Origin of the sequence: Caulobacter sp. DWR3-1-2 (genome assembly GCF_049896225.1) — a bacterium.
In the GTDB taxonomy this organism is placed as follows: Bacteria; Pseudomonadota; Alphaproteobacteria; order Caulobacterales; family Caulobacteraceae; genus Caulobacter.
Map to the genome: position 1 here is coordinate 242,874 of NZ_JAFCTW010000005.1, position 24,119 is coordinate 266,992.

General features: G+C 67.8%; 26 protein-coding genes. 13 read left to right on the forward strand and 13 right to left on the reverse strand.

Annotated features, from left to right (window positions below):
- Positions 1-22 precede the first annotated feature (22 nt).
- From ACP696_RS09755 to mutM, 3 genes are all read right to left on the reverse strand, one after another.
- A complete protein-coding gene (locus ACP696_RS09755; protein WP_426010307.1) occupies positions 23-814 on the reverse strand; it encodes an enoyl-CoA hydratase in 792 nt (263 codons plus the stop codon).
- Positions 793-3,399: an amino acid adenylation domain-containing protein gene (locus ACP696_RS09760; RefSeq protein WP_426043742.1), complete on the reverse strand. Its 2,607-nt coding sequence runs from the start codon at positions 3,397-3,399 to the stop codon at positions 793-795. Before ACP696_RS09760 ends, ACP696_RS09755 begins: the two co-directional genes overlap by 22 nt.
- A 155-nt stretch (positions 3,400-3,554) precedes the next feature.
- Positions 3,555-4,433: a bifunctional DNA-formamidopyrimidine glycosylase/DNA-(apurinic or apyrimidinic site) lyase gene (gene mutM, locus ACP696_RS09765; protein ID WP_426010309.1), complete on the reverse strand. Its 879-nt coding sequence runs from the start codon at positions 4,431-4,433 to the stop codon at positions 3,555-3,557.
- A 128-nt stretch (positions 4,434-4,561) separates the two neighbouring features.
- Here mutM and ACP696_RS09770 point away from each other — a divergent pair, with 128 nt between their 5' ends.
- The 5 genes from ACP696_RS09770 to ubiB all read left to right on the forward strand — a co-directional run bounded on the left by ACP696_RS09770 (position 4,562) and on the right by ubiB (position 7,780).
- The gene (locus ACP696_RS09770; protein ID WP_426010311.1) at positions 4,562-5,320 is read left to right on the forward strand and encodes a class I SAM-dependent methyltransferase; all 759 of its coding nucleotides are present in this window, start codon (positions 4,562-4,564) and stop codon (positions 5,318-5,320) included.
- A gap of 241 nt (positions 5,321-5,561) precedes the next feature.
- Positions 5,562-5,690 (forward strand): hypothetical protein, encoded by a 129-nt coding sequence (locus tag ACP696_RS09775; protein ID WP_426010312.1) that lies wholly within the window; start codon positions 5,562-5,564, stop codon positions 5,688-5,690.
- Entirely contained in the window at positions 5,691-5,903 is a 213-nt protein-coding gene (locus ACP696_RS09780) for an RpiB/LacA/LacB family sugar-phosphate isomerase (protein ID WP_426010314.1), read from the forward strand.
- A complete protein-coding gene (locus ACP696_RS09785) occupies positions 5,860-6,060 on the forward strand; it encodes an RpiB/LacA/LacB family sugar-phosphate isomerase (protein ID WP_426043763.1) in 201 nt (66 codons plus the stop codon). Before ACP696_RS09780 ends, ACP696_RS09785 begins: the two co-directional genes overlap by 44 nt.
- A 214-nt stretch (positions 6,061-6,274) precedes the next feature.
- Positions 6,275-7,780, forward strand: coding sequence for a 2-polyprenylphenol 6-hydroxylase (gene ubiB, locus ACP696_RS09790; protein WP_426010316.1), 1,506 nt, complete (start codon positions 6,275-6,277; stop codon positions 7,778-7,780).
- Between the two features lie 232 nt (positions 7,781-8,012).
- Here ubiB and ACP696_RS09795 read toward each other — a convergent pair whose 3' ends face one another.
- The gene (locus tag ACP696_RS09795) at positions 8,013-8,576 is read right to left on the reverse strand and encodes a hypothetical protein (protein WP_426010318.1); all 564 of its coding nucleotides are present in this window, start codon (positions 8,574-8,576) and stop codon (positions 8,013-8,015) included.
- A 163-nt stretch (positions 8,577-8,739) separates the two neighbouring features.
- On the opposite strand from ACP696_RS09795, the gene coaBC reads away from it, so the two are divergent.
- Positions 8,740-9,936, forward strand: a complete 1,197-nt coding sequence (gene coaBC, locus ACP696_RS09800; RefSeq protein ID WP_426011283.1) for a bifunctional phosphopantothenoylcysteine decarboxylase/phosphopantothenate--cysteine ligase CoaBC — start codon at positions 8,740-8,742, stop codon at positions 9,934-9,936.
- Positions 9,933-10,391: a dUTP diphosphatase gene (gene dut, locus ACP696_RS09805; protein ID WP_426010320.1), complete on the forward strand. Its 459-nt coding sequence runs from the start codon at positions 9,933-9,935 to the stop codon at positions 10,389-10,391. The genes coaBC and dut overlap by 4 nt, the downstream gene beginning before the upstream one ends.
- 17 nt (positions 10,392-10,408) lie before the next feature.
- Here the strand turns inward: dut and ACP696_RS09810 are convergent, their stop codons facing one another.
- Positions 10,409-10,525: a hypothetical protein gene (locus ACP696_RS09810; RefSeq protein WP_426010322.1), complete on the reverse strand. Its 117-nt coding sequence runs from the start codon at positions 10,523-10,525 to the stop codon at positions 10,409-10,411.
- A 260-nt stretch (positions 10,526-10,785) separates the two neighbouring features.
- Here ACP696_RS09810 and ACP696_RS09815 point away from each other — a divergent pair, with 260 nt between their 5' ends.
- The 3 genes from ACP696_RS09815 to ACP696_RS09825 are packed head-to-tail and all read left to right on the forward strand — an operon-like array spanning position 10,786 to position 14,129.
- Positions 10,786-11,889: an HlyD family secretion protein gene (locus ACP696_RS09815; RefSeq protein WP_426010324.1), complete on the forward strand. Its 1,104-nt coding sequence runs from the start codon at positions 10,786-10,788 to the stop codon at positions 11,887-11,889.
- Positions 11,890-11,913: 24 nt separating this feature from the next.
- Positions 11,914-13,503 carry a DHA2 family efflux MFS transporter permease subunit gene (locus tag ACP696_RS09820; RefSeq protein ID WP_426010326.1) on the forward strand — a complete coding sequence of 530 codons (1,590 nt, stop codon included), beginning with the start codon at positions 11,914-11,916 and terminating at the stop codon, positions 13,501-13,503.
- Positions 13,504-13,520: 17 nt separating this feature from the next.
- Positions 13,521-14,129 (forward strand): TetR/AcrR family transcriptional regulator, encoded by a 609-nt coding sequence (locus tag ACP696_RS09825; protein ID WP_426010328.1) that lies wholly within the window; start codon positions 13,521-13,523, stop codon positions 14,127-14,129.
- Positions 14,130-14,166: 37 nt separating this feature from the next.
- Here ACP696_RS09825 and ACP696_RS09830 read toward each other — a convergent pair whose 3' ends face one another.
- The 6 genes from ACP696_RS09830 to ACP696_RS09855 form a co-directional block, all read right to left on the reverse strand.
- Positions 14,167-14,982: an enoyl-ACP reductase FabI gene (locus tag ACP696_RS09830; protein WP_426010330.1), complete on the reverse strand. Its 816-nt coding sequence runs from the start codon at positions 14,980-14,982 to the stop codon at positions 14,167-14,169.
- A 72-nt stretch (positions 14,983-15,054) separates the two neighbouring features.
- Positions 15,055-15,957: a phytanoyl-CoA dioxygenase family protein gene (locus tag ACP696_RS09835; RefSeq protein WP_426010332.1), complete on the reverse strand. Its 903-nt coding sequence runs from the start codon at positions 15,955-15,957 to the stop codon at positions 15,055-15,057.
- 55 nt (positions 15,958-16,012) lie between these two features.
- On the reverse strand, positions 16,013-17,017 hold the full coding sequence (locus tag ACP696_RS09840) for a hypothetical protein (RefSeq protein ID WP_426010333.1): 1,005 nt from the start codon (positions 17,015-17,017) through the stop codon (positions 16,013-16,015).
- Between the two features lie 359 nt (positions 17,018-17,376).
- Positions 17,377-18,594: a beta-ketoacyl-ACP synthase I gene (gene fabB / locus ACP696_RS09845; protein ID WP_426010334.1), complete on the reverse strand. Its 1,218-nt coding sequence runs from the start codon at positions 18,592-18,594 to the stop codon at positions 17,377-17,379.
- A gap of 65 nt (positions 18,595-18,659) precedes the next feature.
- A complete protein-coding gene (fabA, locus tag ACP696_RS09850; protein ID WP_426010336.1) occupies positions 18,660-19,175 on the reverse strand; it encodes a 3-hydroxyacyl-[acyl-carrier-protein] dehydratase FabA in 516 nt (171 codons plus the stop codon).
- Positions 19,176-19,269: 94 nt separating this feature from the next.
- The gene (locus ACP696_RS09855; RefSeq protein WP_426010337.1) at positions 19,270-19,797 is read right to left on the reverse strand and encodes an SH3 domain-containing protein; all 528 of its coding nucleotides are present in this window, start codon (positions 19,795-19,797) and stop codon (positions 19,270-19,272) included.
- Positions 19,798-19,885: 88 nt separating this feature from the next.
- On the opposite strand from ACP696_RS09855, the gene ACP696_RS09860 reads away from it, so the two are divergent.
- Positions 19,886-20,872: a 2-hydroxyacid dehydrogenase gene (locus ACP696_RS09860; protein WP_426010339.1), complete on the forward strand. Its 987-nt coding sequence runs from the start codon at positions 19,886-19,888 to the stop codon at positions 20,870-20,872.
- Here ACP696_RS09860 and ACP696_RS09865 read toward each other — a convergent pair.
- Positions 20,862-21,614: a HesA/MoeB/ThiF family protein gene (locus ACP696_RS09865; protein ID WP_426010341.1), complete on the reverse strand. Its 753-nt coding sequence runs from the start codon at positions 21,612-21,614 to the stop codon at positions 20,862-20,864. The two genes, ACP696_RS09860 and ACP696_RS09865, sit on opposite strands and share 11 nt — an antisense overlap.
- A gap of 31 nt (positions 21,615-21,645) precedes the next feature.
- On the opposite strand from ACP696_RS09865, the gene hslV reads away from it, so the two are divergent.
- Both hslV and hslU read left to right on the forward strand, forming a co-directional pair.
- Positions 21,646-22,233: an ATP-dependent protease subunit HslV gene (hslV, locus tag ACP696_RS09870; RefSeq protein WP_426010342.1), complete on the forward strand. Its 588-nt coding sequence runs from the start codon at positions 21,646-21,648 to the stop codon at positions 22,231-22,233.
- On the forward strand, positions 22,233-23,531 hold the full coding sequence (gene hslU / locus ACP696_RS09875) for an ATP-dependent protease ATPase subunit HslU (RefSeq protein WP_426010344.1): 1,299 nt from the start codon (positions 22,233-22,235) through the stop codon (positions 23,529-23,531). The genes hslV and hslU overlap by 1 nt, the downstream gene beginning before the upstream one ends.
- 119 nt (positions 23,532-23,650) lie before the next feature.
- Here hslU and ACP696_RS09880 read toward each other — a convergent pair whose 3' ends face one another.
- Positions 23,651-24,016 (reverse strand): hypothetical protein, encoded by a 366-nt coding sequence (locus tag ACP696_RS09880; protein ID WP_426010346.1) that lies wholly within the window; start codon positions 24,014-24,016, stop codon positions 23,651-23,653.
- Between the last annotated feature and the right edge of the window lie 103 nt (positions 24,017-24,119).

A 24,119-nucleotide genomic window follows, 5' to 3' on the forward strand; every position in this document is an offset into this window, starting at 1 on the left:
CGCGGCGACCCTAAACAGCCGTTCACGTGCCCTTGAAGGCCGGCTTTCGTTTCTCGACGAAGGCCGCCATGCCTTCCTTCTGGTCGTCGAAGGCGAACAGCGAGTGGAACAGGCGTCGTTCCAGCGCGATCCCGGTGCTCAGGGTCGTCTCGTAGGCGGCGTTGACCAGCTCCTTGTTCATGGCGGCGGCCAGAGGCGACTGGGCGGCGATGTTGCGGGCGACGGCCAGGGTCTCATCGATCAGCGTGTCCGCCGGGAAGATCCGCGACACCAGGCCGGCGCGTTCGGCCTCCTCGGCCCCCATCATCCGGCCGGTCAGGATCATGTCCATGGCCTTGGACTTGCCCACCAGCCGGGTCAGGCGCTGGGTGCCGCCAATGCCGGGGGCGACGCCGAGATTGATCTCGGGCTGGCCGAACTTGGCGGTGTCGGCGGCCAGGATGAAGTCGCACATCATCGCCAGCTCGCAACCGCCGCCCAGGGCGTAGCCGGCGACGGCGGCGATGATCGGCTTGCGGGTGATCTCGAGGGCCCGCGCGCCGGCCGCGAAGAAATCGTCCTTGAACATCTGGGCGTAGGTCTTGTCCGACATCTCCTTGATGTCGGCGCCGGCCGCGAAGGCCTTGGCCGAGCCGGTGATGACGATGCAGCCCACCGCGTCGTCGGCCTGGGCTGCCGCCAGCGCCTGGGCGAGCTCGGCCAGTAGGGCGGTGTTGAGGGCGTTCAGCGCGTCGGGCCGGTTCAGGCGGATCAGGGCGACGCCGGGCGCGGCCTCCGGGTGGGTCTCGACGATCAGGGTCTGGTAGGCGGCCATCGGCGGGTCTCCTGTTGAGCGCCGCTGTTATAGAGGGGCCGGCCGCGTTGAGGAGTCCCAGAAGCGAGCCTGCGGCCCTGCGGGGCTATTTCGAAGCTCGACAGGAAGCGGCTGACCGCGCGCGCTGTCTCATCCACCCACGGTTCGCGCAGGAAATCATGGTGACCGCCTAGAACCGGCGCCTGGACCACCGGCCCGGTGAGCACCTCGGACCATCCCAGCAGGCCATCGTGATCGTGCAACTGCTCCAGGGGACCTTGCTCCATAGCCCTGATGATCAGGGTGGGACCGGAAAACGCCTGCGCCCTGTAGGCCGCGCTCAGCCGGATCATGCGCGCGGCGAAGGCGACCTGCGATCTGGGTATCCAATCGGGCGGGGCGCCGCGCGCCTTCCGTCCGGTCAAGGCGCTCAGCAGGGCCGCCGCGCGCTCAGCCGCAGCGCCGAGGGTGCGCGCCGCGAAAACGCCCCGCGCCTGGGCGAGGGCCCAACGCTTGACGAAGTCCAGCGAAGGCCGCCGGCCGTGGAGGGACGAATCGAGCAGGATGAGCCGAACCGTCTCGCCCTCGCGCTCCAGGGCGCAGGCGACATCGAGCGCCAGCATCCCCCCCGCCGAATAGCCGGCGATCAGATACGGACCCTGCGGCCGCGCGCCGCGCAGTTCGGCCACGAAACTGCCGGTCATGCTGGGCAGGTCGCCACCCTCGGTGAACGCCCTCTGCAGCGGTCCCGGCGCGACGCCGTGGACGGGGCGTTCCGCGCTCAAGCGGCGAGCCAGACTCAGATAGTTGAACGGATGGCCAAACAGGTCGGCCATGCAGAACAGCGGCGGCCCGGGACCGCCCGGCGCGAGCAGGCTGACATGGCCCTCGGTGCGCACGCGCCCATGGTCCAGCGAGCCCGCCAGGGCGCGGGGCGTGGGAGACTGATGGATCAGGGCGGCGGGCACCTCATAGCCGAGCATCTCTTCGAGCCGCAAGGCGGCCTGCACGCTCGCCAGCGAGTCTCCGCCGAGGTCGAAGAAGGAGTCTTCCGGGCCGACGCCGCGACGGGCCAGCACTTCTTCGAAGACGTGGATGATCGGCTTTTCCCCGCGCGACGGCGGGGGCCCCTTGTCCGCAGGGGCGTCGTCCAGCTCCGGCAGTCGGCCATGATCGATCTTGCCCGAGACGAGCAGGGGGAATGCGTCGACCACGATGATCCGCGCTGGCAGCATGTAGTCGGGCAGCCAATCCGCCAGCGCCGCTCGCACGGTCAGCGGCGTTAAGGCCCGCCGAGCCTGAACATAACCGATCAACTGCGAGCGCCCAGAGGCGGGCCGAACAACGACCAACGCCCTTTCGATCCCGGGAATTCGCATCAGGGCCAACTCGACCTCACCCAGCTCGACGCGAAAGCCGCGAATCTTGACCTGTTCGTCCAGCCGCCCGCCGAAATGCAGCGCGCCGTCGCGCCAACAGGCGAGATCGCCCGTCCGGTACAGCCGACCGGCGGGGCCTTGGAGGAAGCGGGCGGCGGTTAGATCGGGCCGGTTCAGATAGCCAAGCGCCAGGCCCGGCCCGCCGATGTGGATCTCGCCGGTCTCGCCCTCGGGAACGGGCTCGCCCGCGACGTCCAGCAGCAGGATTGTCGCGCCGCGCACGGGTCGCCCGATCGAGGGCTCGCCGGTGAGGTCGCGTGGAATTCGCGCGACCGTCGCCACGGTCGTGGCTTCCGTCGGTCCATAATGGTTGTCCAGCACCATCGCCGGCCGGTCACTATAGACCTCGCGAACGAGCGCGCTGGTCAGGGCCTCGCCGCCGACATTGAGCACGCCAACGCTAGGCGGAATGGCGTCCATCCGGCACAGCTCGGCCAGCACGGACGGCACGGTGTCCAGCATCGTCGGCTGCTCGTCCGGCGCGAAGGGTTCAAGCGCGTTCTGCTTCAGGACGATCGCACCACCCGTGCAAAGAGGCATGAAGATCTCGAAGATCGAGGGGTCGAACGCGAGCGAGGTCGTCGCGGCGACCCGCGCGCGCTGCTCGAAGGAATAGGCCCGCTCGGCCCAGCGGACCAAGTGGGCGGCCCCGTGCCCCAGCATCACGCCCTTGGGCGCTCCGGTGGAGCCGGACGTATAGATCACATAGGCCAGGCTCGACGGGGCCAGGTTCGAGATCGGCGCCCCAGACGCCCTCTGGATCAACGCGCCACCCGATAGCTCCAGGACGACCCCGCCAAAGCCCTCCATTGGCGGGGAGGCGCTGTCCACGAGCAGCAAGGCGCATCCGCTGTCGTCGAGCATGAACCGCGTGCGCTCCGGTGGGTTTCGGGCATCTAGGGGCAAATAGGCCCCTCCGGCTTTCATCGTCGCGAGAAGCGCCGCGACCATCCATGGTGTGCGTTGCAGGCTGATCGCCACGAGCACGCCTGGACCCACACCATGAGCGGAAAAACCGCGGGCCAGGCGTTCGACCGTTTCATCCAGATCACCGTAACTGACGACCTGACCCCGAAAGTAGATGGCGGGGGCGTCTGGCGTGCACGTCGCCTGGTCGTGAAACATCTGCTCCAATCGGGCGGTCACGGTCGGGGCGTGCTTGTTCATGGTCGGACGGATCCCAAACGCCCCCACCGTCAAGGCGTGGGTTAAACAGCGCAGAGCTCAAACCGTTGCGTGAGAGCCGATCGGCTAGCCGGCCCAATCTACGGCCGAAGGAGGTCCTCGGCCAGCATGCCCAAGCGCCGCAATGGCGCCCCGGCTCAAACCTGGCAGACCGGGCAGAAGAACGTCGAGCGGCCGGCCTGGACTTCGCGGGCGATCACGCCCTCGCAGCCAGGCGTGGGGCAGGGCTGTCGCGCGCGGTCATAGACCCGGAAGCGGTGCTGGAAGTAGCCGAGCGCCCCGTCGGTGGCCGCGAAATCCTTCAGGGACGAGCCGCCGGCTTCGACAGCCTCGGCCAGCACGGCCTTGATCGCCGCGACCAGGGGCCCAAGCCGCTTGCCGGCGATCGTGCCGGCCGCCTTGAACGGCGAGATGCGCGCACGATGCAAGGCCTCGCAGACATAGATATTGCCCAGGCCGGCGACGGTCTTCTGGTCGAGCAGCAGGGTCTTGGGCCCCTGCTTGCGGCCCGCGAAGGCGGCGACCAGGGTCTTGGCTGAGAAGGCCTCGCCCAGCGGCTCCGGACCCATGGCGGCGAACCAGGGGTGGCGGTCGAGGGCGTTGGTGGCGATCAGGTCCATGAAGCCAAAGCGCCGGGGGTCGTAATAGGTGACCACCGCCCCCGCCTTCCCGTCCTTGCCCTCGGTCTCGAACACCACATGGGCATGCTTCTCGTCGCGCGTCACCGCGTGGGCGAAGTCGCCGGGCCTGGTCGCGCCCGCCGGCGTGGCGATTTCAAACCGTCCGGTCATGCCCAGGTGCATCACCAGGGTGTCGCCGCGGTCCAGTGGGGCCAGCAGGTACTTGGCGCGGCGGTCCAATCGCAGGATGCTGGCGCCCGTCAGGCGCTGGACGAAGCCGTCGGGCAAGGCAAAGCGCAGGTCGGGACGGTTGGCGCGCACGCGGGCCAGGCGGGCGCCGCTCAGCACCGGCTCCAGGCCGCGCCGCACGGTCTCGACTTCGGGCAGTTCGGGCAAGGAAAACCTCTGGAAGGGTGGGGGCCGCCAGATATCGGCCTTCCCGCGCGCGGAACAAGCAAAACCGGTGACGGACGGCCGCGGGCCGCTATAAGAGCGCGAAGACCCAGCCCCTTTCGAGCGATCGCATGACCAAGGCTTCCGCCACCTTCGGATTCAAGGACGTCGAGGCCTCGGCCAAGGCCGGGCTGGTGCGGGGCGTGTTCGACCGGGTCGCCAAGAACTACGACCTGATGAACGACGTGATGAGCGGCGGCGTCCATCGCCTGTGGAAGGACGCGGTCGCCGCGCGCCTCAATCCCCAGCCGGGCGAGGTCATCATCGACTGCGCCGGCGGCACCGGCGACATGGCCCGCCGCTTCGCCAAGATGACGCGGGCGGCCCAGGAGCGCCGTGGCGGTCCCGACGCCCTGATCAACATCATCGACTACAATGCCGAGATGATTGGCGCGGGGATCGAGAAGGGCGGCGCGCCCGAGATCACTTGGACCGTGGGCGACGCGCAGGCCCTGCCCCTGCCCGACGCCTATGCCGACGCCTATGTGATCTCGTTCGGCATCCGCAACGTCACCGACATCGACGCGGCCCTGCGCGAGGCGCGGCGCGTGCTAAAGCCCGGCGGTCGGTTCCTCTGTCTGGAATTCTCCAAGCCGGTCACCGAAGCCCTGGCGAAGGCCTATGACGCCTATAGCTTCAAGCTGATCCCGCAGTTCGGCGAGTGGCTGGCCAAGGATCGCGACGCCTACCAGTACCTGGTCGAAAGCATCCGCCGTTTCCCCGACCAAAAGACCTTCGCATCGATGATGGAGACCGCTGGCTTCAAACGGGTGACGATCACCAACTTCACCGGCGGCGTCGCGGCGATGCACCAGGGCTGGGCGGTTTAGGGGCGAGGGGGTTCCACAGGCTCTGGCGCTAGCGCACCCGGTTATAGGTTTGCCTGGATTGGTTGGCGTTGTGCCCCTTCCCAATTCGCCCGCGTCGGCGAGGCCTCGCCTTAAAACCTTGATGGCGAGCTTGCTCTGGCGTCTGGCGATGTCAAGGCTTTGAGGCGCAGCCACATCCGAGGCGGATGCGGATTTCGAGGCTTCGCAGCTGTCGCGGCACCCTTGATGGCGGGCAAGGGGCTTGCTGGCCGCTTCGACCTCCAACCGGGACAAGGAACCGGATTCCATGCGCATCGCCATCGCTTCGGATCATGCCGCGCTCAAACTGAAGGCCGAACTGGCCGGGTGGCTGACGGGCGAAGGCGATTAGGTGGCGGACCTGGGTTCTGATGGCGCTGCGCGGGTCGATTACCCCGACTATGGCTACAAGCTTACCGAGCATATCGCGGACGGACGGGCCGAGCGCGGCGTCGCGCTCGGCGGCTCGGGGGGCAGGCATCGCCATTGCGGTCAATCGCCATGCGGCTTGCCGCTGCGCGCTGGTCAGCGAGCCCATCTCTGCGGCGCTCAGCCGCGAACATAACGACGCCAACGTCATCGCTCTCGGCGCCCGCCTGGTGGGGCTCGACACGGCCAAGGCCTGCGTCACGGCTTTCCTTGAGGCCGAGTTCGTCAGCGGCCGCCATGGCCCGCGCTTCAGGAAGCTCGGCGCGCCCTCTGTTTCAGCCGCTCTGCCGTGACGGGCGGAGCTGCCGCCAAGCGGGCGCCAAGCGTCCGAGGTGGGGGGCGAGCCGGCTTCATTCGCTCTGAAGGGCATTCGCGCGCCGCTTTTCGCCGGTCGCGGCCGATCGGCGGCGAAAGCGGTCTTGACCGGAGCGCGCGGAGGGGGCTTTCAGGCCGGGACATGAACGCTTCCGCGCCCGCCCGCCGTTCGCCAACCGAGACCCTCGCCGCATGAGCCGCGTCGCCGCGTCCCTGCGCCTGATCGCCGTGGGCTGGGCCCTGGTCCGAGCCGACGCCCTAATCCCGCGCGAGGTCGAGCCCGTCCTGCCGTCTTCAGCGAAGTGGGCGGGCCGGGCGCTGCGGATCTTCGCCGGCGGCAAGGCGCGGCAAGGCCGGCCCGGCGAGCGCCTGGCGCGGGTGCTGGAACGCGAAGGACCGGCGGCCATCAAGGTTGGCCAGTTCCTGTCGACCCGCGCCGACATCTTCGGCGGTCCGTTCGCCGAGGACCTGTCGCACCTGAAGGATCGCCTGGCGCCCTTTCCGTTGTCGGTTGCCCGCGCCGAGATCGAGCGCGGCCTAGGCCGGCCGCTGGAGACCGTCTTCGCAAGCTTCGAGGGGCCGGTCGCCGCCGCCTCCCTGGCCCAGGCTCATCCGGCCACCCTGCTGGACGGCACGAAGGTGGCCGTGAAGGTCCTCCGGCCCGGTATCGAGCTGCGCGTGGCCCAAGATAGCGCCGCCCTCCGCCTGGCCGCCGACCTCGCCGAGCGTTGGGCGCCGGCCGCCCGCCGGCTGCGCCCGCGCCAATTCGTCGAGGTGGTGATCCGCGCGCTTGACCTGGAAGTTGACCTGCGATTCGAGGCCGCTGGCTGCGCCGAGCTAGGCGAGGCGATGAAGGCCGATCCCTATATGCGGGCGCCCGACGTGGTATGGGACGGGGTCGGCAAGCGGTTCCTGACCCTCTCCTGGGCGCCCGGCGTCGCGCTATCGGATCCCGCCGCCCTGACGCTGGAAGGCCTGGACCGCAAGGCCCTGGCCGAGGCCGTGACCCGCGGGTTCTTGGCCCAGGCCCTGGACCACGGCCTGTTCCATGCCGACCTGCACGAGGGCAATCTGTTCGTCGCGGCCCCGGCCTCCATCGTCGCGGTCGACTACGGCATACTGGGGCGCCTGGGACCCGCCGAGCGCAAATATCTGGCCGAGATCCTCTACGGCTTCCTCAATCGCGACTATGCGCGGGTGGCGGCCATTCATTTCGACGCCGGTTATGTGCCGGCCCACCAGGATCGCGACGCCTTCGCCCAGGCCCTGCGGGCCGTGGGCGAGCCAGTGTTCGGCCGCGACGCCCGCCAGGTGTCGATGGGCAAGCTGCTGGCCCAGCTGTTCGAGATCACCGCCCTGTTCGACATGGCCCTGCGGCCGGAGCTCGTTTTGCTGCAGAAGACCATGGTCACCGTCGAGGGCGTGGCCCGACGTATCGATCCGACCCACGACCTGTGGGCCGCCGCCGATCCCGTTGTGCGCCGCTGGATCGCCCGCGAGCTGTCGCCGGCCGCCAAGGTCCGGGACTTCGCAGACGAGGCCCTGCGCGCCCTCCGCGCCATCGCCCGGTTGGCCGAGGCGCCCGGGGTTCCGGCGGTGGCGGTGGTCCAGACTCGCTCCGGCCCGCCACTGTTGTGGTTCCTGGCCGGCGTGGCGGTAGCCGGCCTGGCGTTTGCCGCGGGGATTTGGCTGGGCTAAGGCCGAGACCTCGCTTGTCTCGCGACATCCAATCCGGCCACCTGAGGTCTAGGATGGACCGTGAGCAGCGTAATCCCTCACCCTCCCGACGCTTCGCGTCGGCCCCCCTCTCCCGCCGGGAGAGGGACCCAATTGCCGCCGTCCAAGGGCGTTGCGTGCAGCCCCTGGTCCTGGATCGACGCTTCGCCGTTCCAGGCCGACCAACCCACGGCTCTCGTCGTGAACCTACCGCCTAGCCGTTGTCGCTCGCGGTCCGATCGCGCGACGCCGTCGAGCGCCGATTTTCGCCGGCCTTCTGCTGGGCCCAATAGGCTTCGCCGTCGTCCGGCTTGAACATGGTGCGTGGCGCACCCGCCTTGGTGACCACCGCAAAGACATTGCCCTTGGAGTCGTAGATCAGGGTGTCGCCATTGGCCCGCTTCAGCGTCTCCGCTCCGGCTGGCGGATGGCCGACGAAGGCGTGGGTCTTGCGGACGTAGTCATCGACATCGGCCGCCGCGAATTCCGCGCCAAAGCGTTCGAAACCGCGCTGAGCGGCCTCTTCCGCCGTGCGGGTGCGGTTGGCCGCCCACATCGGCTTGCCCGCCACCTTGCGCACCGGCGCGTCGCGCGGATCCGTGCGCGGCGTTCGACTCTCATAGGCGGGCGCGTCGCGGTCCGACGCCGGTTCGGCCAAGGCGACATCGCCTGCCTTGGGGGCCTTCACCGCCGACGCGCCACCGTCGCAGCCGGCGGTGGCCGCCGCCAGAGCCGTCAAGGCGAGGGCTGAAAACCAGGACGCAAACCGTACCGCCATGATCGATCTCCGGATCTTTGCTCTACCTGAGCGATTAAGAACGAAGAAAGAACGGCTGTCGAGTCCTCATTAAGGATTTTGCGCAAGGGGGCTTACGCTACGGGCCGTGTCGCTCTATGCGCGTCTGGGCGGACGAGCGCTGGAGGCCGACGTGACAGATCCATTGAACGGCAAGCGGGTTCTTCTGATCGTCGGGGGTGGTATCGCCGCCTACAAGGCGCTGGAGCTGACGCGGCTGCTGCGCAAGGCCGGGGTGGCCGTGCGGCCGATCCTGACCAAGGCCGGCGCGGAGTTCGTCACCGCCCTGTCGCTGTCGGCCCTCTCCGAGGACAAGGTCTATGGCGAGCTGTTCTCGCTGACCGACGAGGCCGAGATGGGCCATATCGAGCTATCGCGCTCGGCGGACCTGGTGGTGGTGGCGCCGGCGACGGCCGACTTGATCGCCAAGGCCGCCCACGGTCTGGCCGGCGACCTGGCCTCGACCACCCTGCTGGCGACCGACAAGCCGGTGCTGATGGCCCCAGCCATGAACGTGCGGATGTGGCTGCACCCCGCCACCCAGCGCAACCTGGCGACCCTAAGGGCCGACGGCGTGCTGTTGGTTGGCCCTGACGACGGCGTCATGGCCTGCGGCGAATACGGCCCCGGTCGCCTTGCCGAGCCACCGGCGATCTTCGCCGCCATCATGGACGCCCTGGCGGGTCCCGCCGCGAAACCCTTGGCCGGCAAACACGCCCTGGTCACCGCTGGCCCGACCTTCGAGCCGATCGACCCGGTGCGCGGCATCACCAACCGCTCCAGCGGTCGGCAGGGCTACGCGATCGCCGGCGCCCTGGCCAAGCTGGGCGCGCGCGTCACCTTGGTCAGCGGCCCAGTCGCCCTGCCTACGCCGATGGGCGTCGATCGCGTCGATGTCGAGACCGCCCGTGACATGCTGGCCGCCTGCCAGGCCGCCCTGCCCGCCGAGGTCGGGGTGTTCGTGGCCGCCGTCGCCGACTGGCGGATCGACGAGGTGTTCGGGACCAAGCTCAAGAAGGATAGGGGCGGCCCGCCGGCCCTGACCTTTGTCGAGAACCCCGACATCCTGGCCACCCTGTCCGCCTCCGGGCCGAGACGCCCGAAGCTGGTGATCGGCTTCGCGGCCGAGACCAACGATGTCGAACTGCACGCCCGCGCCAAGCTAGCGCGCAAGGGCTGCGACTGGATCATCGCCAATGACGTCACCGAGCCTGGCGTGATGGGCGGCGACGAAAACGCCGTGCTGCTGATTTCCAAGGACAAGACCGAACGCTGGGACCGCGCGGCCAAGGACGCCGTGGCCCACGACCTCGCCCAACGCATAGCCGAGAGCCTTTCATGATCGTTCCGAGCATCCCCGTCGTCCAGCTGGCCCACGCCCATGGCCTGCCCCTGCCAGCCTATGAAACCAACGGTGCGGCCGGCATGGATCTGCGGGCGGCCGTCGCGGACGACGCGCCGATCGTGCTGAAGCCCGGCGCCCGGGTCATGGCTCCGACTGGCCTGGCCTTCGCCGTTCCCGGCGGCTTCGAGGCCCAGGTGCGGCCGCGCTCGGGCCTGGCCGCCAAGTCGGGCGTCACCTGTCTCAACACCCCCGGCACCATCGACAGCGATTATCGCGGCGAGGTGAAGGTGATCCTGATCAATCTGGGGGAAGAAGAATTCACCATCCGTCGCGGCGACCGCATCGCCCAGCTGGTGATCGCGCCAGTGACCCAGGCCTCGTGGAGCCTGGTGGCCAGCCTGGACGAGACGGCGCGCGGGGCCGGCGGTTTCGGTTCGACCGGCGCTAAATAGATCAAACGAGCGACGGCTTATCCACCGTTCGCAGCCTGAGCGATCATCATATAACCGCCAAACCCGGTGGCGAAGGCGGCCGCAGCGAGCCAGAGAACCGGGCGAAACATCGAGAGCGGGTTGTCGGCGTTCATCGGCTCGTCCTTTAGCGCGGGTGACCCATCCGCTACTGAAAATACGCGTGCCCCCTCCGCGCGGTTGCACGGACGCCCAGAAAACATGTCGTGATTCGTCCTTTACGGGAAATCGCGGCCAAGGCCCGCTCTTGGCGATCCGTGAACATCGATCAGCGTGGGGTTGATTTCTGGACGGGTGCGTCCATTTATCCCTTGCTGAGGGCGGTGGCTCGATATATCGCCACCCTCGATCATCCGATTGTTTCGGGATTTGGACCATGGCCGCCGCGTCGAACAAGAAGCTTATTCCCCTGGTCGTCGGCGGGATCGCCGCCGTGGCGCTGATCATCGGCGGCGGGTTGTGGTTCGTCGACAAGCAGCGCTACGAGACCACCGACAACGCCTTCGTCCAGGCCGACACCGTGCAGGTGAGCCCGCAAGTCTCGGGCTACGTGGCCGAGGTGCTGGTGGCCGACAACCAACGGGTCGAGGCCGGCCAGGTCGTGGCCCGTATCGACACCGCCACCCTGCAAGCCCGCCTCGATCAGGCCGTCGCCAATGCCGAAGGACTGGAAGCGGCCATCACCGGCGTCGATGACAAGGCCGCCCTGGAACAGGCGATGATCGCCCAGCGCGCCGCCGGCGTGGCCAGCGCCCAGGCCGACGCCAGCCGCGCCAAGGCCGACCTTGACCGCTACAACGTGCTGGCCAAGCAGGGCTGGGTCTCGACCCAGAAGGTCCAGACCACCCAGGCCAGCTCCGCCCAAGCCGGGGCAGCCGTTCAGAGCGCCCAGGCGGCGCTGGAGGCCGAGCGCCGCTCGGCCCAGTCGCTAGGTTCGGCCCGCGCCCAGACCGTGGCCCAGGCGGCCGCCGCCCGCGCCGCCGTCGCCTCCGCCCGCATCGACCTGGACCGCGCGGTGATCCGCGCGCCCGTGGCCGGCGTGGTCGGCGCCCGGTCGGTGCGGCCAGGCCAGCTTGTTCAGCCCGGCGTGGCCCTGATGTCGATCGTGCCGGTCGGCCAAGGCTATATCGTCGCCAACTTCAAGGAGACCCAGGTCTCGCGCCTGCGGGTCGGCCAGCCGGTCGAGATCAAGGCCGACGCCTTCGGCAAGCAGGTGATCCACGGCAAGTTGGACAGCTTCGCCCCGGCCACCGGCCAGGAGTTCGCCCTGATCCCGGTCGAGAACGCCGTGGGCAATTTCACCAAGATCACCCAGCGCCTGCCGGTGAAGATCGTGGTCGAGAAGTCCATCCTGGGCTCGGCCCTGCGGCCTGGTCTGTCGGTCGACGTCAAGGTTGACGTGCGCGACCGTTCGGGCCCGTCCTTCGCCGAGGCCGGCCAACCGGCCCCGCGCCTGGCCCAGCAGGGCGTGGCGCGCTAGCGCGTCCGGGTTCGGAACCCAGACATGGCCGACGCCGCCCTTCCCGTCTCTTCCATTCCCAAACCCGCCCCCGAGGTGGATTGGGGCAAGCTGATGCTTGGCTTCGGGGCGATGGTCATTGGCCAGTTCATGGCCATCCTCGACATCCAGATCGTCGCGGCCTCGCTGCCGCAGATCCAGGCCGGGGTGGGCGCCAGCGCCGACCAGGTCAGCTGGATCCAGACCGCCTATCTGATCCCCGAGGTCGTGATGATCCCGCTGTCGGGGTACCTGTCGCGGCTGTGGGGCACCCAGCGAGTCTATCTGATCTCGTGCACCGGCTTCATGGTCATGAGCGTGCTGACGGGCCTTAGCTCGTCGATCGACATGATGATCCTGACCCGGGCCCTGCAGGGCTTCATCGGCGGGGCGATGATCCCCACCGTGTTCGCCGTGGCCTTCACCGCCTTCCCGCCCGAGAAGCGGATCACCGCCAGTGTGATCATGGGCCTGATCGTCACCCTGGCGCCGACCGTCGGCCCGACCCTGGGCGGTCACCTGACCGAGTGGCTCTCCTGGCGCTGGCTGTTCTTCATCAATGCGCCGATCGGCGTCATCGTGCTGTTCGGCGTGGCGCGCTGGGGCCAGTTCGACAAGGGCGATCCCAGCCTGTCCAAGGGCTTCGACTGGTTCGGCCTGGCGGTGATGGCCGCCTTCCTGATGAGCATGCAGTTCGTTCTGGAGGAAGGCTCAAAGGACGGCTGGTTCGAGGACAGCGGCATACTGGCCTTGACCGTGGTGGCCGTCATCACTGGCGTGACCTTCGTCTGGCGGTCGCTGACCTATCGCAATCCGATCGTCGAGCTGCGGGCGTTCGCCAATCGTAATTTCACGATCGGCGTGGCCATGACAGCGGTGTCGGGGGCCAGCCTGTTCGGCGGCACCTTCCTGCTGCCGCAGTTCCTGGGCCGGGTGCGGCATTATTCGGCGTCGGAGGTCGGCACGACCATGGTGGTCTCGGGCCTGTCGATGTTCGCCACCGGACCTATCGCCGGGCGGCTGGTGCGCGAGATGGACCCGCGCATCCCGATGTTCATCGGCTTCATGCTGGCTGGCTTCGGCATGTACATGGCCCATGGCGTGACCAAGGACTGGGGCTTCTGGGAGTTCGCCGGGGTGCAGGCCTGTCGCGGCGTGGGTGTGATGATCGCCATGATCGCCACCCAGCAGGTGACCATGAGCACCCTGCCCCAGAACATGGTCAAGAACGCCTCCGGCCTGGTGAACCTGGCGCGCAACACCGGCGGCGCCGTAGGCCTGGCCCTGCTGGCCACGGCGATCACCAACCAGACGGCCCTTTACTATATGGGCCTGTCGGACCTGGTCAGCCAGGGCAACCCGCGGATGGCCAGCATGATGGAAGGTCTGGCCGCGCGGATGGCGCAGCTTGGCGTTTCCGACCCGGATGGGGCAACCCGCAAGGCGATTGGCGGCATGCTTCAGCAGCAGGCCACGGTGCTGGCCTTCGGTGATAGTTTCACCTTGCTAGCCTATGGTTGTTTCATCGCCGCAGTGGTGTCGTTGCTGGCCAAGCCGGCCAAGAACGCCCCATCCCCGCCCTCGGACGCGCACTGACATGTCGAGAGTCGCCAATGCCTAGAGTTGCGGGACAGATCGACGTCGCCAAGACCGAGGCCATTCTCGACGCCGCCGTCGAGGTGATCGGTCAACGTGGCCTGGGCGCGCCGATGGAGGCCATCGCCAAGCTGGCGGGGGTCTCCAAACAGACCGTCTATAACCACTATGGCTCCAAGGCCGAACTGGTGCGCGCCCTTATGGCCCGGAGGGTGGCGGTGATCACCGCCCCGCTACGCGATCCCGGCGCCATCGACAATCCGCGCGAGGCCCTGGAGGCCTTCGCTCGTTCGATGCTGGAGACGGTGGCGACCAGCAAGAGCTACGCCATCATGCGCGTGGTGATCCAGGGCGCCGTCGAAATGCCCGACGTGGCGCGCGAGGTGTTCGAGGCCGGCCCCCGCCAGACCCGTCGGCAGCTGGCGGCGTTCCTGGACGCGGAAAACCGCCTGGGCAGGATGGACGTGCCTGACCCTGAACAGGCGGCCGAATTCTTTGGCGGCATGGTCATGAGCCACCACCAGCTGCGCAGCCTGCTGGGCCTGCCGTCCGAAAACACCACCGAGGCGTTCGCGGCCCTCGCAGCCGAGGCGGCGAGGCGCTTCATGCGGGCCTATGCTCGATAAGCAAAGGCCCCCGCCCGACCGGCGAGGGCCCGTTGTCCTAGGCCTCGGCCTCGTCGGGCATGCCCATCATGTGGAAGCCCGCATCGACGTGAACCACCTCGCCTGTGGTGGAGCGACCCAGATCTGACACCAGCCACAGGGCCGCGCCGGCGACGCCCTCCATCGAGGTGTCTTCCTTCATGGCGCTGAACGCCCGGCCCTGGGCGATCATGCCGCGGCCGCCGGCAATGCCCGCCAGGGCCAGAGTGCGCATGGCGCCGGCCGAGATGGCGTTGCAGCGGATGCCCTTGGGGCCCAGGTCGCGGGCAATATAGCGGGTCGCCGCTTCCAGGGCGGCCTTGGCCACGCCCATGGTGTTGTAGTTCGGGATGGTCCGCTCAGAGCCCAGATAGGTCATGGTGATCAGCGACCCGCCGTTCGGCATGATCTTGGCCGCGCGCTTGGCGACGTCGACGAAGCTGAAGGCCGAGATGTTCAGGGCCAGCAGGAAACCCTCGCGGGTGGTGTTGTCGACGAACGAGCCCTTCAGCTCGTCCTTGTTGGCGAAGGCCACCGAGTGGACGACGAAGTCGATCGTCCCGAACTTCTCCTCGATCGCCGCGAAGGCCGCGTCCATCGAGGCGTCGTCGGTGACGTCGGCCGGGATTAGGGTAGTGACGCCGATGCTCTCGGCCAGCGGCCGCACGCGGCGCTCCAGGGCTTCGCCCTGATAGGTGAAGATCATTTCGGCGCCCTGGGCGGCGAGCTGCGAGGCGATGCCCCAGGCGATGGAGTTGTGGTTGGCCACGCCCATGACCAGGCCCTTCTTGCCCGCCATTAGCTCGCCCTTGGGGAATGCGTATTCGTCGGCCATCGGTTGGCTCTCCAGGAATCCTTGACCCGCTAGCTAGCAGGACCCACCGCGCGGAGGAACCCCGGCAGGGCTCTAGGCGACGTGGACGGCGCGCAGGACGGCTTCCTTCAGGGCGCTGGCGACGGTCCTGAGCTTCAGCCGCGCCCGCTTGCCGTCACGCCGGGGCCAGACCCAACCGCCGGTCTTGAGGTTGGCGGGCAGGCGCAGATGAAACCGCCCCTCCTCCGGCGAGGAGTACATCGGCGTGTAGTAGAGGCAGTTTTCGAAATAATAGTGGGTGACCAGCGAGCGGCGGGTCGCGCCCTCGCGGGTGATCGCCGTACCGCCATGCGCCACATTGGCCGTCCAGACCAGGGCCTGGCCCTTTTTCAGCAAAGCCACGGTCGGCGCGCTTTCCAGTTCCCGCGCGAAGGCGGGTACGTAGAAGGTCTCGTAGTCACCCGCCGCCGGGGCGCGATCCGTGACCCCGGCCTCGCGCATGCCGAAGACCGGCCGCTTGTGGCTGCCCAGGTGGTAGAACAGTGGCCCGGCGTCGGCGTGGACGTCTTCCAGCGCGAACCACACCCCGCACATGAAGCGTTGTGGCTCGCTGTGAAAGTGCACCGCGTCGGCATGGGCGTGCTGCTCGCTGCCAACCAGGAAGTTCAGGGTCTGAAACGCGAAGGGCTCGCGGCCATAGGCCAGGGCCAGCATCGACTCGATCACCGGCAGATTGGACAGCACCCTCACCGCCGGCGATCGCCGCCAGGCGTCCTGGGCCCGCCGGACACCAGGGGTGAAGAAGGTCTGGGTTTCCGCGACGACCCGGTCGCACAGGGCCGGGCCCTCCGCACCCAGGTCGATGATCGCCACGCCGTCGCGATGCAGGTCGGTCATGAAGCGGCGCTGCGCCGGGTTCGCCCCGACCGCGTCGAGATAGGCCTCGACCTGGTCGGTCTCGACCCAAGGCGTGGAAGGCTGGACGTTAAAACGCATCGCTACTGGCCCCACCCGATGGCGCAGGAATCATAGCCCACGCCTCCACGGCGGATCAACCGGCCTTGGCCTGGCGCCCCAGCCATGGCCAGAGCCGGTCGAGCACGACCTCGCGCGTGGCGTGGTAGTCGAGATGGTGATCTTGGCCAGCGGCCGGACCCTGGAAGGCGGGATCCACCATTGGCCCAGCCATCAGCGGCGCGAACAGGTCCAGATAGCCAAAACCCAGCGCCGGCGCGGCGGCGGCCAGCCGGGTGTTGAAATCGGCGTGGGCGGTCACGCGAGCCGCCGCGACGGGAATCTCAAGGCCGGCCAGATCGATCCGCCCGTCGGCCTCGCCGTGCAGCTGGGCGATATGGGCGTTGCGATAACCGCGCCGCCAGGCCAAATCGCTTAGCGCAGGGGGCAGGATCGAGACTAGGTCGATACGCTCTCGATCGGCCGCGGCGATACGCCGGGCCAGGGCGTCGACATAACGTTCGACCGTTTCGTCAAGGAAGGCGGCCAGTTCGATCGGGTCGAAGGCCGTGCGGCCAGCCCGAAATCGGCGATAGGGATGCACGAACTCCACATCAACCTGGCCGAACATCAGCAGGATGCGCGGCGCGGCGCGTAGCAGGGGCGCGATATCGCGACCAAGCTGCTCGCCCGCCCCGCTCCGGGACTCGGTCGAACTCAACCCCCGCGCCGAAGCGCCGGTCAGCAACCGGTGGATCGGCAGCAGCCACCGGCGCCCCCGCCGGGCGCGCCGCACCAGGATACGGCTGTGGCTGTCGCCGACCACCGCGTAGGGCATGGCGCCCGCACGCACCGCCTCGGCCAGGCGGTCTGCGGTGAAGCGATCGTCGGTCGTCAGTTGATCGGCGAGACATTTCGAGGCCGCCATCCAGGCCTCTGCCAGCAGACGGTCCGCCGCATGCGGCAGGACGGCGGCGCCCCATGCGTTCAGGACCGCGCCAGGAAGCGTGTCGGTCCAAATCCTTTCGCCAACCACGACCAGGCGTCGCGACACCCGTGCGGCAGGGCTGATCGACGGCTGGTCCGGCGCCTCATAGGTCATCGAGGGGTCCCACTTGCTCGTATCCGTAGCTAGAGCATTTCCCGACCTGACTGCGTCAGTCCGTGAGCTCTAATCTTTTGTTTTGAGGCATTTTTCTTCACGCGAACCGGAACCACTTCGCTCGAAAAATAGTCTAGCAGCGGGCGGGCGGGGCGTCAGCCGACTTCGAAGCCAACGGCCGGAAGACCCTGCTGATGGCGAGCGTGCGCCGTCTCGAACGCCGTCTCGAGATCACGAGCGAAACAGGCGGGGTTAAACACGGCGGAGCCTTCGACGGCGCGCACCAGCCGCGCCCTGATATCCGCGAGGGAGGCGGGGTCGCTAGCCAGCCCCACCGCTGTCGCGACATATGGTGCTCGTCAGTTAGCCTTGGCGATGATCAGTGTGCCGTTGGTGCCGCCAAAGCCGAAGCTGTTGGACATCACGGTGGTCAGCGGCCTGTCCGACCGTTCGAGCAGGATCGGCAGGTCGGCGAACTCGGGATCGAGGTTTTCAATATTGGCGCTCTGGGCGGCGAAGTCGTTGTCGAGCATCAGGATCGAATAGATCGCCTCCTGCGCCCCGGCCGCGCCCAGGCTGTGGCCGGTCAGCGACTTGGTCGAGGAGATCAGCGGGGCCTTGTCGCCAAACACCGTGCGGACCGCGCCCATCTCCTTGCTGTCGCCCACCGGCGTGGAGGTGCCGTGCGGGTTCAGATAGTCGATGGTCCGGTCGCCGGCCTGCGCCATGGCGATCTTCATGCAGCGCGCCGCGCCCTCGCCCGACGGCGCGACCATGTCGAAGCCGTCGGAATTGGCGGCGTAGCCGACGACTTCGCCATAGATCTTCGCGCCGCGGGCCTTGGCGTGCTCATATTCCTCAAGCACCACGATTCCGGCCCCGCCGGCGATCACGAAGCCGTCGCGGTCCCTGTCATAGGCGCGGCTGGCCACGGCGGGGCGGTCGTTAAAGTTGCTGCTCATCGCGCCCATGGCGTCGAACAGGTTGGACAGGGTCCAGTCCAGCTCCTCGCAGCCGCCGGCGAAGACGATGTCCTGCTTGCCCATCTGGATCTGCTCGGCGCCCGCGCCGATGCAGTGAGCGCTGGTCGCGCAGGCTGAGCTGATCGAATAGTTGATCCCGCGGATCTTGAACCAGGTGGACAACACCGCCGAGGGGCCCGAGCTCATCGCCTTGGGCACCGCGAACGGGCCGATGCGCTTTGGACCCTTCTCCCGGGTGGTGGCGGCCGCCTCGACGATCACCCGCGTGGACGGGCCGCCCGAACCGACGATCAGGCCGGTGCGCTCGTTGGAGATCTCGGACTGCTCAAGACCGGCGTCGGCGATCGCCTGTTCCATGGCGATGTGGGCATAGGCCGTGCCGGGCGCCAGGAAGCGCGCGGCGCGACGATCGACCAGGGCTTCCCACGAGTCGAGCTTGACCGTGGCGTGCACCTGGCAGCGGAAACCCAGTTCCGCATAGTCCGGCGCGGCGACCACGCCCGACTTGGCTTCACGCAGTGAGGCGAGCACCTCATTGGCGTTGTTGCCGATGGACGAGACGATCCCCAGTCCGGTGACGACGACGCGACGCATGAACAATCCTCTTTCTTCCCCACGATCCAAAAGGGACGGCTCTAGGCGGCCACCCTACAGGTGGATCACGACGCCATTTGTTCCGCGGTGAACAGCCCGACCTTCAGGTCCTTGGCTTCATAGATGGCCACACCGTCGGCTTCCAGCACGCCGTCGGCGATGCCCATGACCAATTTGCGGATGATCACCCGCTTCAAGTCGATCTTGTAGGTCACCTTCTTGACGCCCGTCGTCACCTGCCCGGTGAACTTGACCTCGCCCACGCCCAGGGCCCGGCCGCGGCCGGGCGCGTCCGACCAGCCCAGGAAGAAGCCGACCAGCTGCCACATGGCGTCCAAGCCCAGGCAGCCCGGCATGACCGGGTCGCCGATGAAGTGGCAGGCGAAGAACCAGAGGTCGGGATTGATGTCGAACTCGGCCTCGACATAGCCCTTGCCGTACTTGCCGCCGTCCTTTTCGATCCGCACGATGCGATCGAACATCAGCATCGGCGGCACGGGCAGTTGGGCGTTGCCGGGGCCAAACAGCTCGCCCCGGCCACAGGCCAGAAGCTCGTCGAAAGTGTAGGAACTCTGTTGCATGGTCCCGCCCTAGCACGACGGTGGGCCGCGCCTCAATGTTACTTTCGGTAACGCCTGTGAACGCCTGACGCTCCGCGACGGTCTCGATTCGCCGCTAGGGCTTGCACTGGACCTGGGAAGAAGCCCCCCAGATTTCCCCTTCCGGGGCCCATCCGGCCTCGCCGTCGGCCTTCAGGCGGCACCAGCCCTTTTCGCATTTGTCGAGATTGGCGGTTGAGTGGCCAGCCAGATAGGCGGTGATCCGCGCATTGCCCTTGGGCTGGGCGCGCAACGGCAGGGGCGTGGTCTGGACGCGCATGGCGGTGCGTCGGCCGTCGGTGGTCCGTCGGTGAACCCAGGCCAGATTGCCCTCGGGATCGCAGATCCGCCGCCATTCCCGGGTTTCGGCCACCACCTGCACCGGCAGGCCCTTGGCCTTGTAGATCCACAGCAGCCGATGCTCCTCGTCCGGGCCGACCCGGGCATTGACCTCGCCGTATTTGAGCGAGACGTAGCGCGGCACCTCCATGCCCGATGGCGTGATCTTCGGGGCCTGGGCGCGCGCCATGCTCGTCAGTCCTACCAGGGCGAGCAGGATCAGGGCCAGGCGGCCGAGCGAACGATGTTTGCGATTCGTCGGCATCTTGCTTGGCCGCACCCGGCCCCTTTGCTACTGATTTCAAACACCCGTCAGGAACGCCCAACGGGGGGGAAGGCTTTTCGAACCGCTCATGTCAGCTCGCAAGCTCAAAGTCATCGTTACCCGCAAACTGCCCGATCCGGTGGAGACGCGAATGTGCGAGTTGTTCGACACGCAACTCAACGTCACCGACAAAGCCTTGACGGCCGATGAACTGGTCGAGGCCATGGGCCAGTGCGACGTCCTGGTGCCCACCATCACCGACCGGATCGATTCGCGCCTGCTGTCTCGATCGGGCGACCGTCTCAAGCTGATCGCCAATTTCGGGGCCGGGGTCGACAATATCGACGTCGCCACCGCCAATGCGCGCGGCATCATCGTCACCAACACCCCCGGCGTCCTGACCGAGGACACCGCCGACCTGACCATGACCCTGATCATGGCCACCTCGCGCCGGGTCGTCGAAGGCGCCGAAGTGGTCAAGGCGGGTGGCTTCCACGGCTGGTCGCCGACCTGGATGCTGGGCCGCCGCCTGTGGGGCAAGCGCCTGGGGATCATCGGCATGGGCCGCATCGGCCAGGCCGTGGCCCGCCGCGCCAAGGCCTTCGGCATGCAGGTCCACTATCACAACCGCAAGCCGGTCAGCCCGCGCATCGCCGAGGAGGTCGGGGCCACCTACTGGGAGAGCCTGGACCAGATGCTGGCCCGGATGGACTTCATCTCGGTCAACTGCCCGCACACCCCCGCCACCTACCACCTGCTGTCGGCCCGCCGGCTCAAACTGTTGCGGCCCCAGAGCATCATCGTCAACACCGCCCGGGGCGAAGTCATAGACGAAGGCGCCCTGGCCAACATGCTGGCGCGCGGCGAGATCGCCGGCGCCGGTCTGGACGTTTACGAACACGAACCGGCCATCAATCCCAAGCTCCTGAAACTGCCCAATGTCGTGCTCTTGCCCCACATGGGCTCGGCCACGGTCGAGGGCCGCATCGACATGGGCGAAAAGGTCATCGTCAACGTGAAGACCTTCATGGACGGCCACCGGCCGCCCGACCGGGTCATTCCGTCTATGCTGTAGCCGGCTCGCCCGCGCAGCTCGTACATTCCGGATCCGCGCCGATCCGGACCGTGCGGGTCTCGGCCGCCAGGGCGTCATAGATCAGAAGGCGGCCCGATAGGGGGTCGCCGGCGCCGGTGATCACCTTCACCGCCTCCAGCGCCATCATCGCGCCGATCACGCCCGCCAGAGCGCCGACCACGCCAACCCGGGCGCAGGTCTCGGCGTCGGGCGGGGTTTCAGGCACCAGGCAGCGGTAGCAGGGTTGGCCGTCGAACACCCCGACCTGGCCAGTCCAGCGGCCCAGAGCGCCGCTGACCAAGGGCTTGCCCGTCGCCAGACAGGCGTCGCTGACGGCGAAGCGGCTGGCGAAGTCATCCGTGCCGTCCAGCACCAAGTCATACCGCGAGACGAGCGCCTCGGCGTTGGCTTGGTTCAGCCATACCGGGTGGTTTTCGACGGCAATGTGGGGGTTCAGAGCGTTCAAGTGTTCGGCGGCCGCCTCGACCTTGGACCGACCTATGTCGCCGGTGGCGAACAAGACCTGGCGCTGCAGGTTGGACAGCGAGACGGTGTCAGGGTCGACCAGGCCCAGGGTTCCGACCCCGGCGGCGGCCAGGTAGAGCGCGGCCGGCGCGCCCAGGCCCCCGGCCCCGACCACCAGCACCCGCGCGGCCTTCAGCTTCTGCTGGCCCGGCCCGCCGATCTCGCGCAGCACCAGATGGCGGGCGTAGCGTTCGACTTCGGCCGGTGAAAAGCTCATCGCGCTTGATATCTCTGCTGCGCCTCGCCAGATGCGGGACATGAAAAACAGCAATTCTTTCCCCGCCAACTCTTTTCCAGATTGGCACGGCACGACCATTCTGGCGGTGCGCAAGAACAGGCAGACCGTGATCGCCGGCGACGGACAGGTCTCCATGGGCCCAACCGTCGTCAAGGGCAACGCCCGCAAGGTCCGCCGCCTGGCCGGCGGCAAGGTCGTGGCCGGGTTCGCCGGGGCCACGGCCGACGCCTTCACCCTGATCGAGCGGCTTGAGGCCAAGCTGGAACAGTATCCCGACCAGCTGGCCCGCGCCTGCGTAGACCTGGCGAAGGACTGGCGCACCGACCGCTATCTGCGCCGGCTTGAGGCCATGCTGCTGGTGGCCGACGCGGACTCGATCTTCACGGTGACCGGCGTGGGCGATGTGCTCGAACCCGGCGAGAGCACCGGCGGCGGTTCGGTGGCGGCCATCGGCTCGGGCGGCAACTACGCCTTGGCGGCCGCCAAGGCCCTGATCGACCAAGACCTGACCGCTGACGATGTCGCCAGACGTTCGATGGCCATCGCCGCCGAGATCTGCGTCTACACCAACGGCAATCTGACGGTGGAGAGCCTCTGATGACCGAGTTTTCCCCCCGCGAGATCGTCTCCGAACTCGACCGCTACATCGTCGGCCACCTGGAGGCCAAGAAGGCTGTCGCCGTGGCGCTGCGCAACCGCTGGCGCCGCCGGCGCACGCCCGACGACCTGCGCGACGAGATCACGCCGAAGAACATCCTGCTGATCGGCCCCACCGGCGTCGGCAAGACCGAGATCGCCCGCCGGCTGGCAAAGCTGGCCCAGGCGCCGTTCCTGAAGGTCGAGGCCACCAAGTTCACAGAGGTCGGTTATGTTGGCCGCGACGTCGATCAGATCATCCGCGATCTGGTGGAAAGCGCCCTGGCCATGGTTCGTGACAAGCGCCGCGCCGGGGTCAAGGCCAAGGCCGAGGCGGCGGCCGAGGAGCGCATTCTCGACGCCCTGACAGGCCCCGGATCAACCGCCGCCCGCGAAAGCTTCCGCAAGAAGCTGCGAGCCGGCGAACTGGACGACAAGGAAGTGGAGCTGCAGCTGGCCGACACTGGCGCGGGAGCCGGCATGTTCGAGATCCCCGGCCAGCCGGGCGCCTCGGTGCTGAACCTGTCAGAGATGATGAAATCGTTCGGCGGCGGTCGCACCAAGACCCACAAGACCACGGTCGCCGGCGCCCACGCGCCGCTGATCGCCGAGGAAAGCGACAAGCTGCTCGACCAGGAGGCCCTGACGCAAGAGGCCCTGGAACTGGCCGAGAACCACGGCATCGTCTTCCTGGACGAGATCGACAAGGTGGCGTCTTCGAGTCAGCGCGGGGGCGCCGACGTCTCCAGGGAGGGCGTTCAGCGCGACCTGCTGCCGTTGATCGAGGGCACGACGGTCTCGACCAAGTACGGACCAGTCAAGACCGACCACATCCTGTTCATCGCCTCGGGCGCCTTCCACGTGGCCAAGCCGTCCGACCTGTTGCCGGAGCTACAGGGCCGCCTGCCGATCCGTGTCGAGCTGAAGGGCCTGACGCGCGATGACCTGCGCCGTATCCTCACCGAGCCGGAAGCCAATCTGATCCGCCAGCACCAGGCGCTGATCCTGACCGAGGGGGTGACCCTGGTGTTTACCGACGACGCCATCGACGCTGTGGCCGACGCCGCCGTGGCGGTCAACGCCTCCGTCGAGAACATCGGCGCCCGGCGGCTGCAGACGATCCTGGAGAAGGTGGTCGAGGAGATCAGCTTCAGCGCGGGCGATCGCTCGGGCGAGACGGTCACGGTCGACGCGGCCTATGTGCAGGAACGCATCGGCGCCTTGGCTGCGAACGCAGACCTCAGCCGGTTCATCCTCTAGGGCATTTTTCGAGCGAAGCGGTTCCGGTTCGCGTGAAAAAAATGTGTCAAAACAAAAGATCAGAGCTCACGGCCTGACGCAGTCAGGTCGGGAAATGCTCTAGGCGCGCGCGCTGCGCGTCAGGCGAATTTCGACGGGAAGGTTTGGGTGTTTTCCGGCCGCCCCGGGCCTTGCGCGCCCAGATCGACGATTCGCGGCGGCTCGTTATGCGTGAGGAGGCTGGCCAGTCCGATCTCGGACAGGGACCAGTTCTCTTCGCGGGTTTGAGCCGGCGTCACCAAGTCGCCTCGGTAGGCCTCGCGGAACCGCCGGTCACGGAAGGCCAGCAGCTCGTTCCACTGCGAGTGTCTGGGCGGCCCGATGGCCATTTCCCGAAGCATGGCTTGGCATTCGGGGGTCAGGTCGGGGCTTCGGTGAAGAAGCTTGCCGCTGAGTTTGATGAGGGGCGCAACGACGTCGCGTATGCGTTGACGCAGGCTCAACATGGGTTTCTCCGCCCCAGTTCAATCATCGTTAAGCGGCGCATTCTCCTAGTTGGGGCTTCCGCCAAGGGAACCCGCTGAAGCTCCGCAGTAACGACGCCAAGCG

What these genes read in the sequence shown, in the direction of transcription:
- ACP696_RS09755 (WP_426010307.1), bottom strand. Translation starts at nt 814, where the DNA reads ATGGCCGCCTACCAGACCCTGATCGTCGAGACCCACCCGGAGGCCGCG.
- ACP696_RS09760 (WP_426043742.1), bottom strand. Translation starts at nt 3,399, where the DNA reads ATGAACAAGCACGCCCCGACCGTGACCGCCCGATTGGAGCAGATGTTT.
- ACP696_RS09770 (WP_426010311.1), top strand. Translation starts at nt 4,562, where the DNA reads ATGACCAAGGCTTCCGCCACCTTCGGATTCAAGGACGTCGAGGCCTCG.
- ubiB (WP_426010316.1), top strand. Translation starts at nt 6,275, where the DNA reads ATGAGCCGCGTCGCCGCGTCCCTGCGCCTGATCGCCGTGGGCTGGGCC.
- ACP696_RS09795 (WP_426010318.1), bottom strand. Translation starts at nt 8,576, where the DNA reads ATGGCGGTACGGTTTGCGTCCTGGTTTTCAGCCCTCGCCTTGACGGCT.
- dut (WP_426010320.1), top strand. Translation starts at nt 9,933, where the DNA reads ATGATCGTTCCGAGCATCCCCGTCGTCCAGCTGGCCCACGCCCATGGC.
- ACP696_RS09810 (WP_426010322.1), bottom strand. Translation starts at nt 10,525, where the DNA reads ATGAACGCCGACAACCCGCTCTCGATGTTTCGCCCGGTTCTCTGGCTC.
- ACP696_RS09815 (WP_426010324.1), top strand. Translation starts at nt 10,786, where the DNA reads ATGGCCGCCGCGTCGAACAAGAAGCTTATTCCCCTGGTCGTCGGCGGG.
- ACP696_RS09820 (WP_426010326.1), top strand. Translation starts at nt 11,914, where the DNA reads ATGGCCGACGCCGCCCTTCCCGTCTCTTCCATTCCCAAACCCGCCCCC.
- ACP696_RS09825 (WP_426010328.1), top strand. Translation starts at nt 13,521, where the DNA reads ATGCCTAGAGTTGCGGGACAGATCGACGTCGCCAAGACCGAGGCCATT.
- ACP696_RS09830 (WP_426010330.1), bottom strand. Translation starts at nt 14,982, where the DNA reads ATGGCCGACGAATACGCATTCCCCAAGGGCGAGCTAATGGCGGGCAAG.
- ACP696_RS09835 (WP_426010332.1), bottom strand. Translation starts at nt 15,957, where the DNA reads ATGCGTTTTAACGTCCAGCCTTCCACGCCTTGGGTCGAGACCGACCAG.
- ACP696_RS09840 (WP_426010333.1), bottom strand. Translation starts at nt 17,017, where the DNA reads ATGACCTATGAGGCGCCGGACCAGCCGTCGATCAGCCCTGCCGCACGG.
- fabB (WP_426010334.1), bottom strand. Translation starts at nt 18,594, where the DNA reads ATGCGTCGCGTCGTCGTCACCGGACTGGGGATCGTCTCGTCCATCGGC.
- fabA (WP_426010336.1), bottom strand. Translation starts at nt 19,175, where the DNA reads ATGCAACAGAGTTCCTACACTTTCGACGAGCTTCTGGCCTGTGGCCGG.
- ACP696_RS09855 (WP_426010337.1), bottom strand. Translation starts at nt 19,797, where the DNA reads ATGCCGACGAATCGCAAACATCGTTCGCTCGGCCGCCTGGCCCTGATC.
- ACP696_RS09860 (WP_426010339.1), top strand. Translation starts at nt 19,886, where the DNA reads ATGTCAGCTCGCAAGCTCAAAGTCATCGTTACCCGCAAACTGCCCGAT.
- ACP696_RS09865 (WP_426010341.1), bottom strand. Translation starts at nt 21,614, where the DNA reads ATGAGCTTTTCACCGGCCGAAGTCGAACGCTACGCCCGCCATCTGGTG.
- hslV (WP_426010342.1), top strand. Translation starts at nt 21,646, where the DNA reads ATGCGGGACATGAAAAACAGCAATTCTTTCCCCGCCAACTCTTTTCCA.
- hslU (WP_426010344.1), top strand. Translation starts at nt 22,233, where the DNA reads ATGACCGAGTTTTCCCCCCGCGAGATCGTCTCCGAACTCGACCGCTAC.
- ACP696_RS09880 (WP_426010346.1), bottom strand. Translation starts at nt 24,016, where the DNA reads ATGTTGAGCCTGCGTCAACGCATACGCGACGTCGTTGCGCCCCTCATC.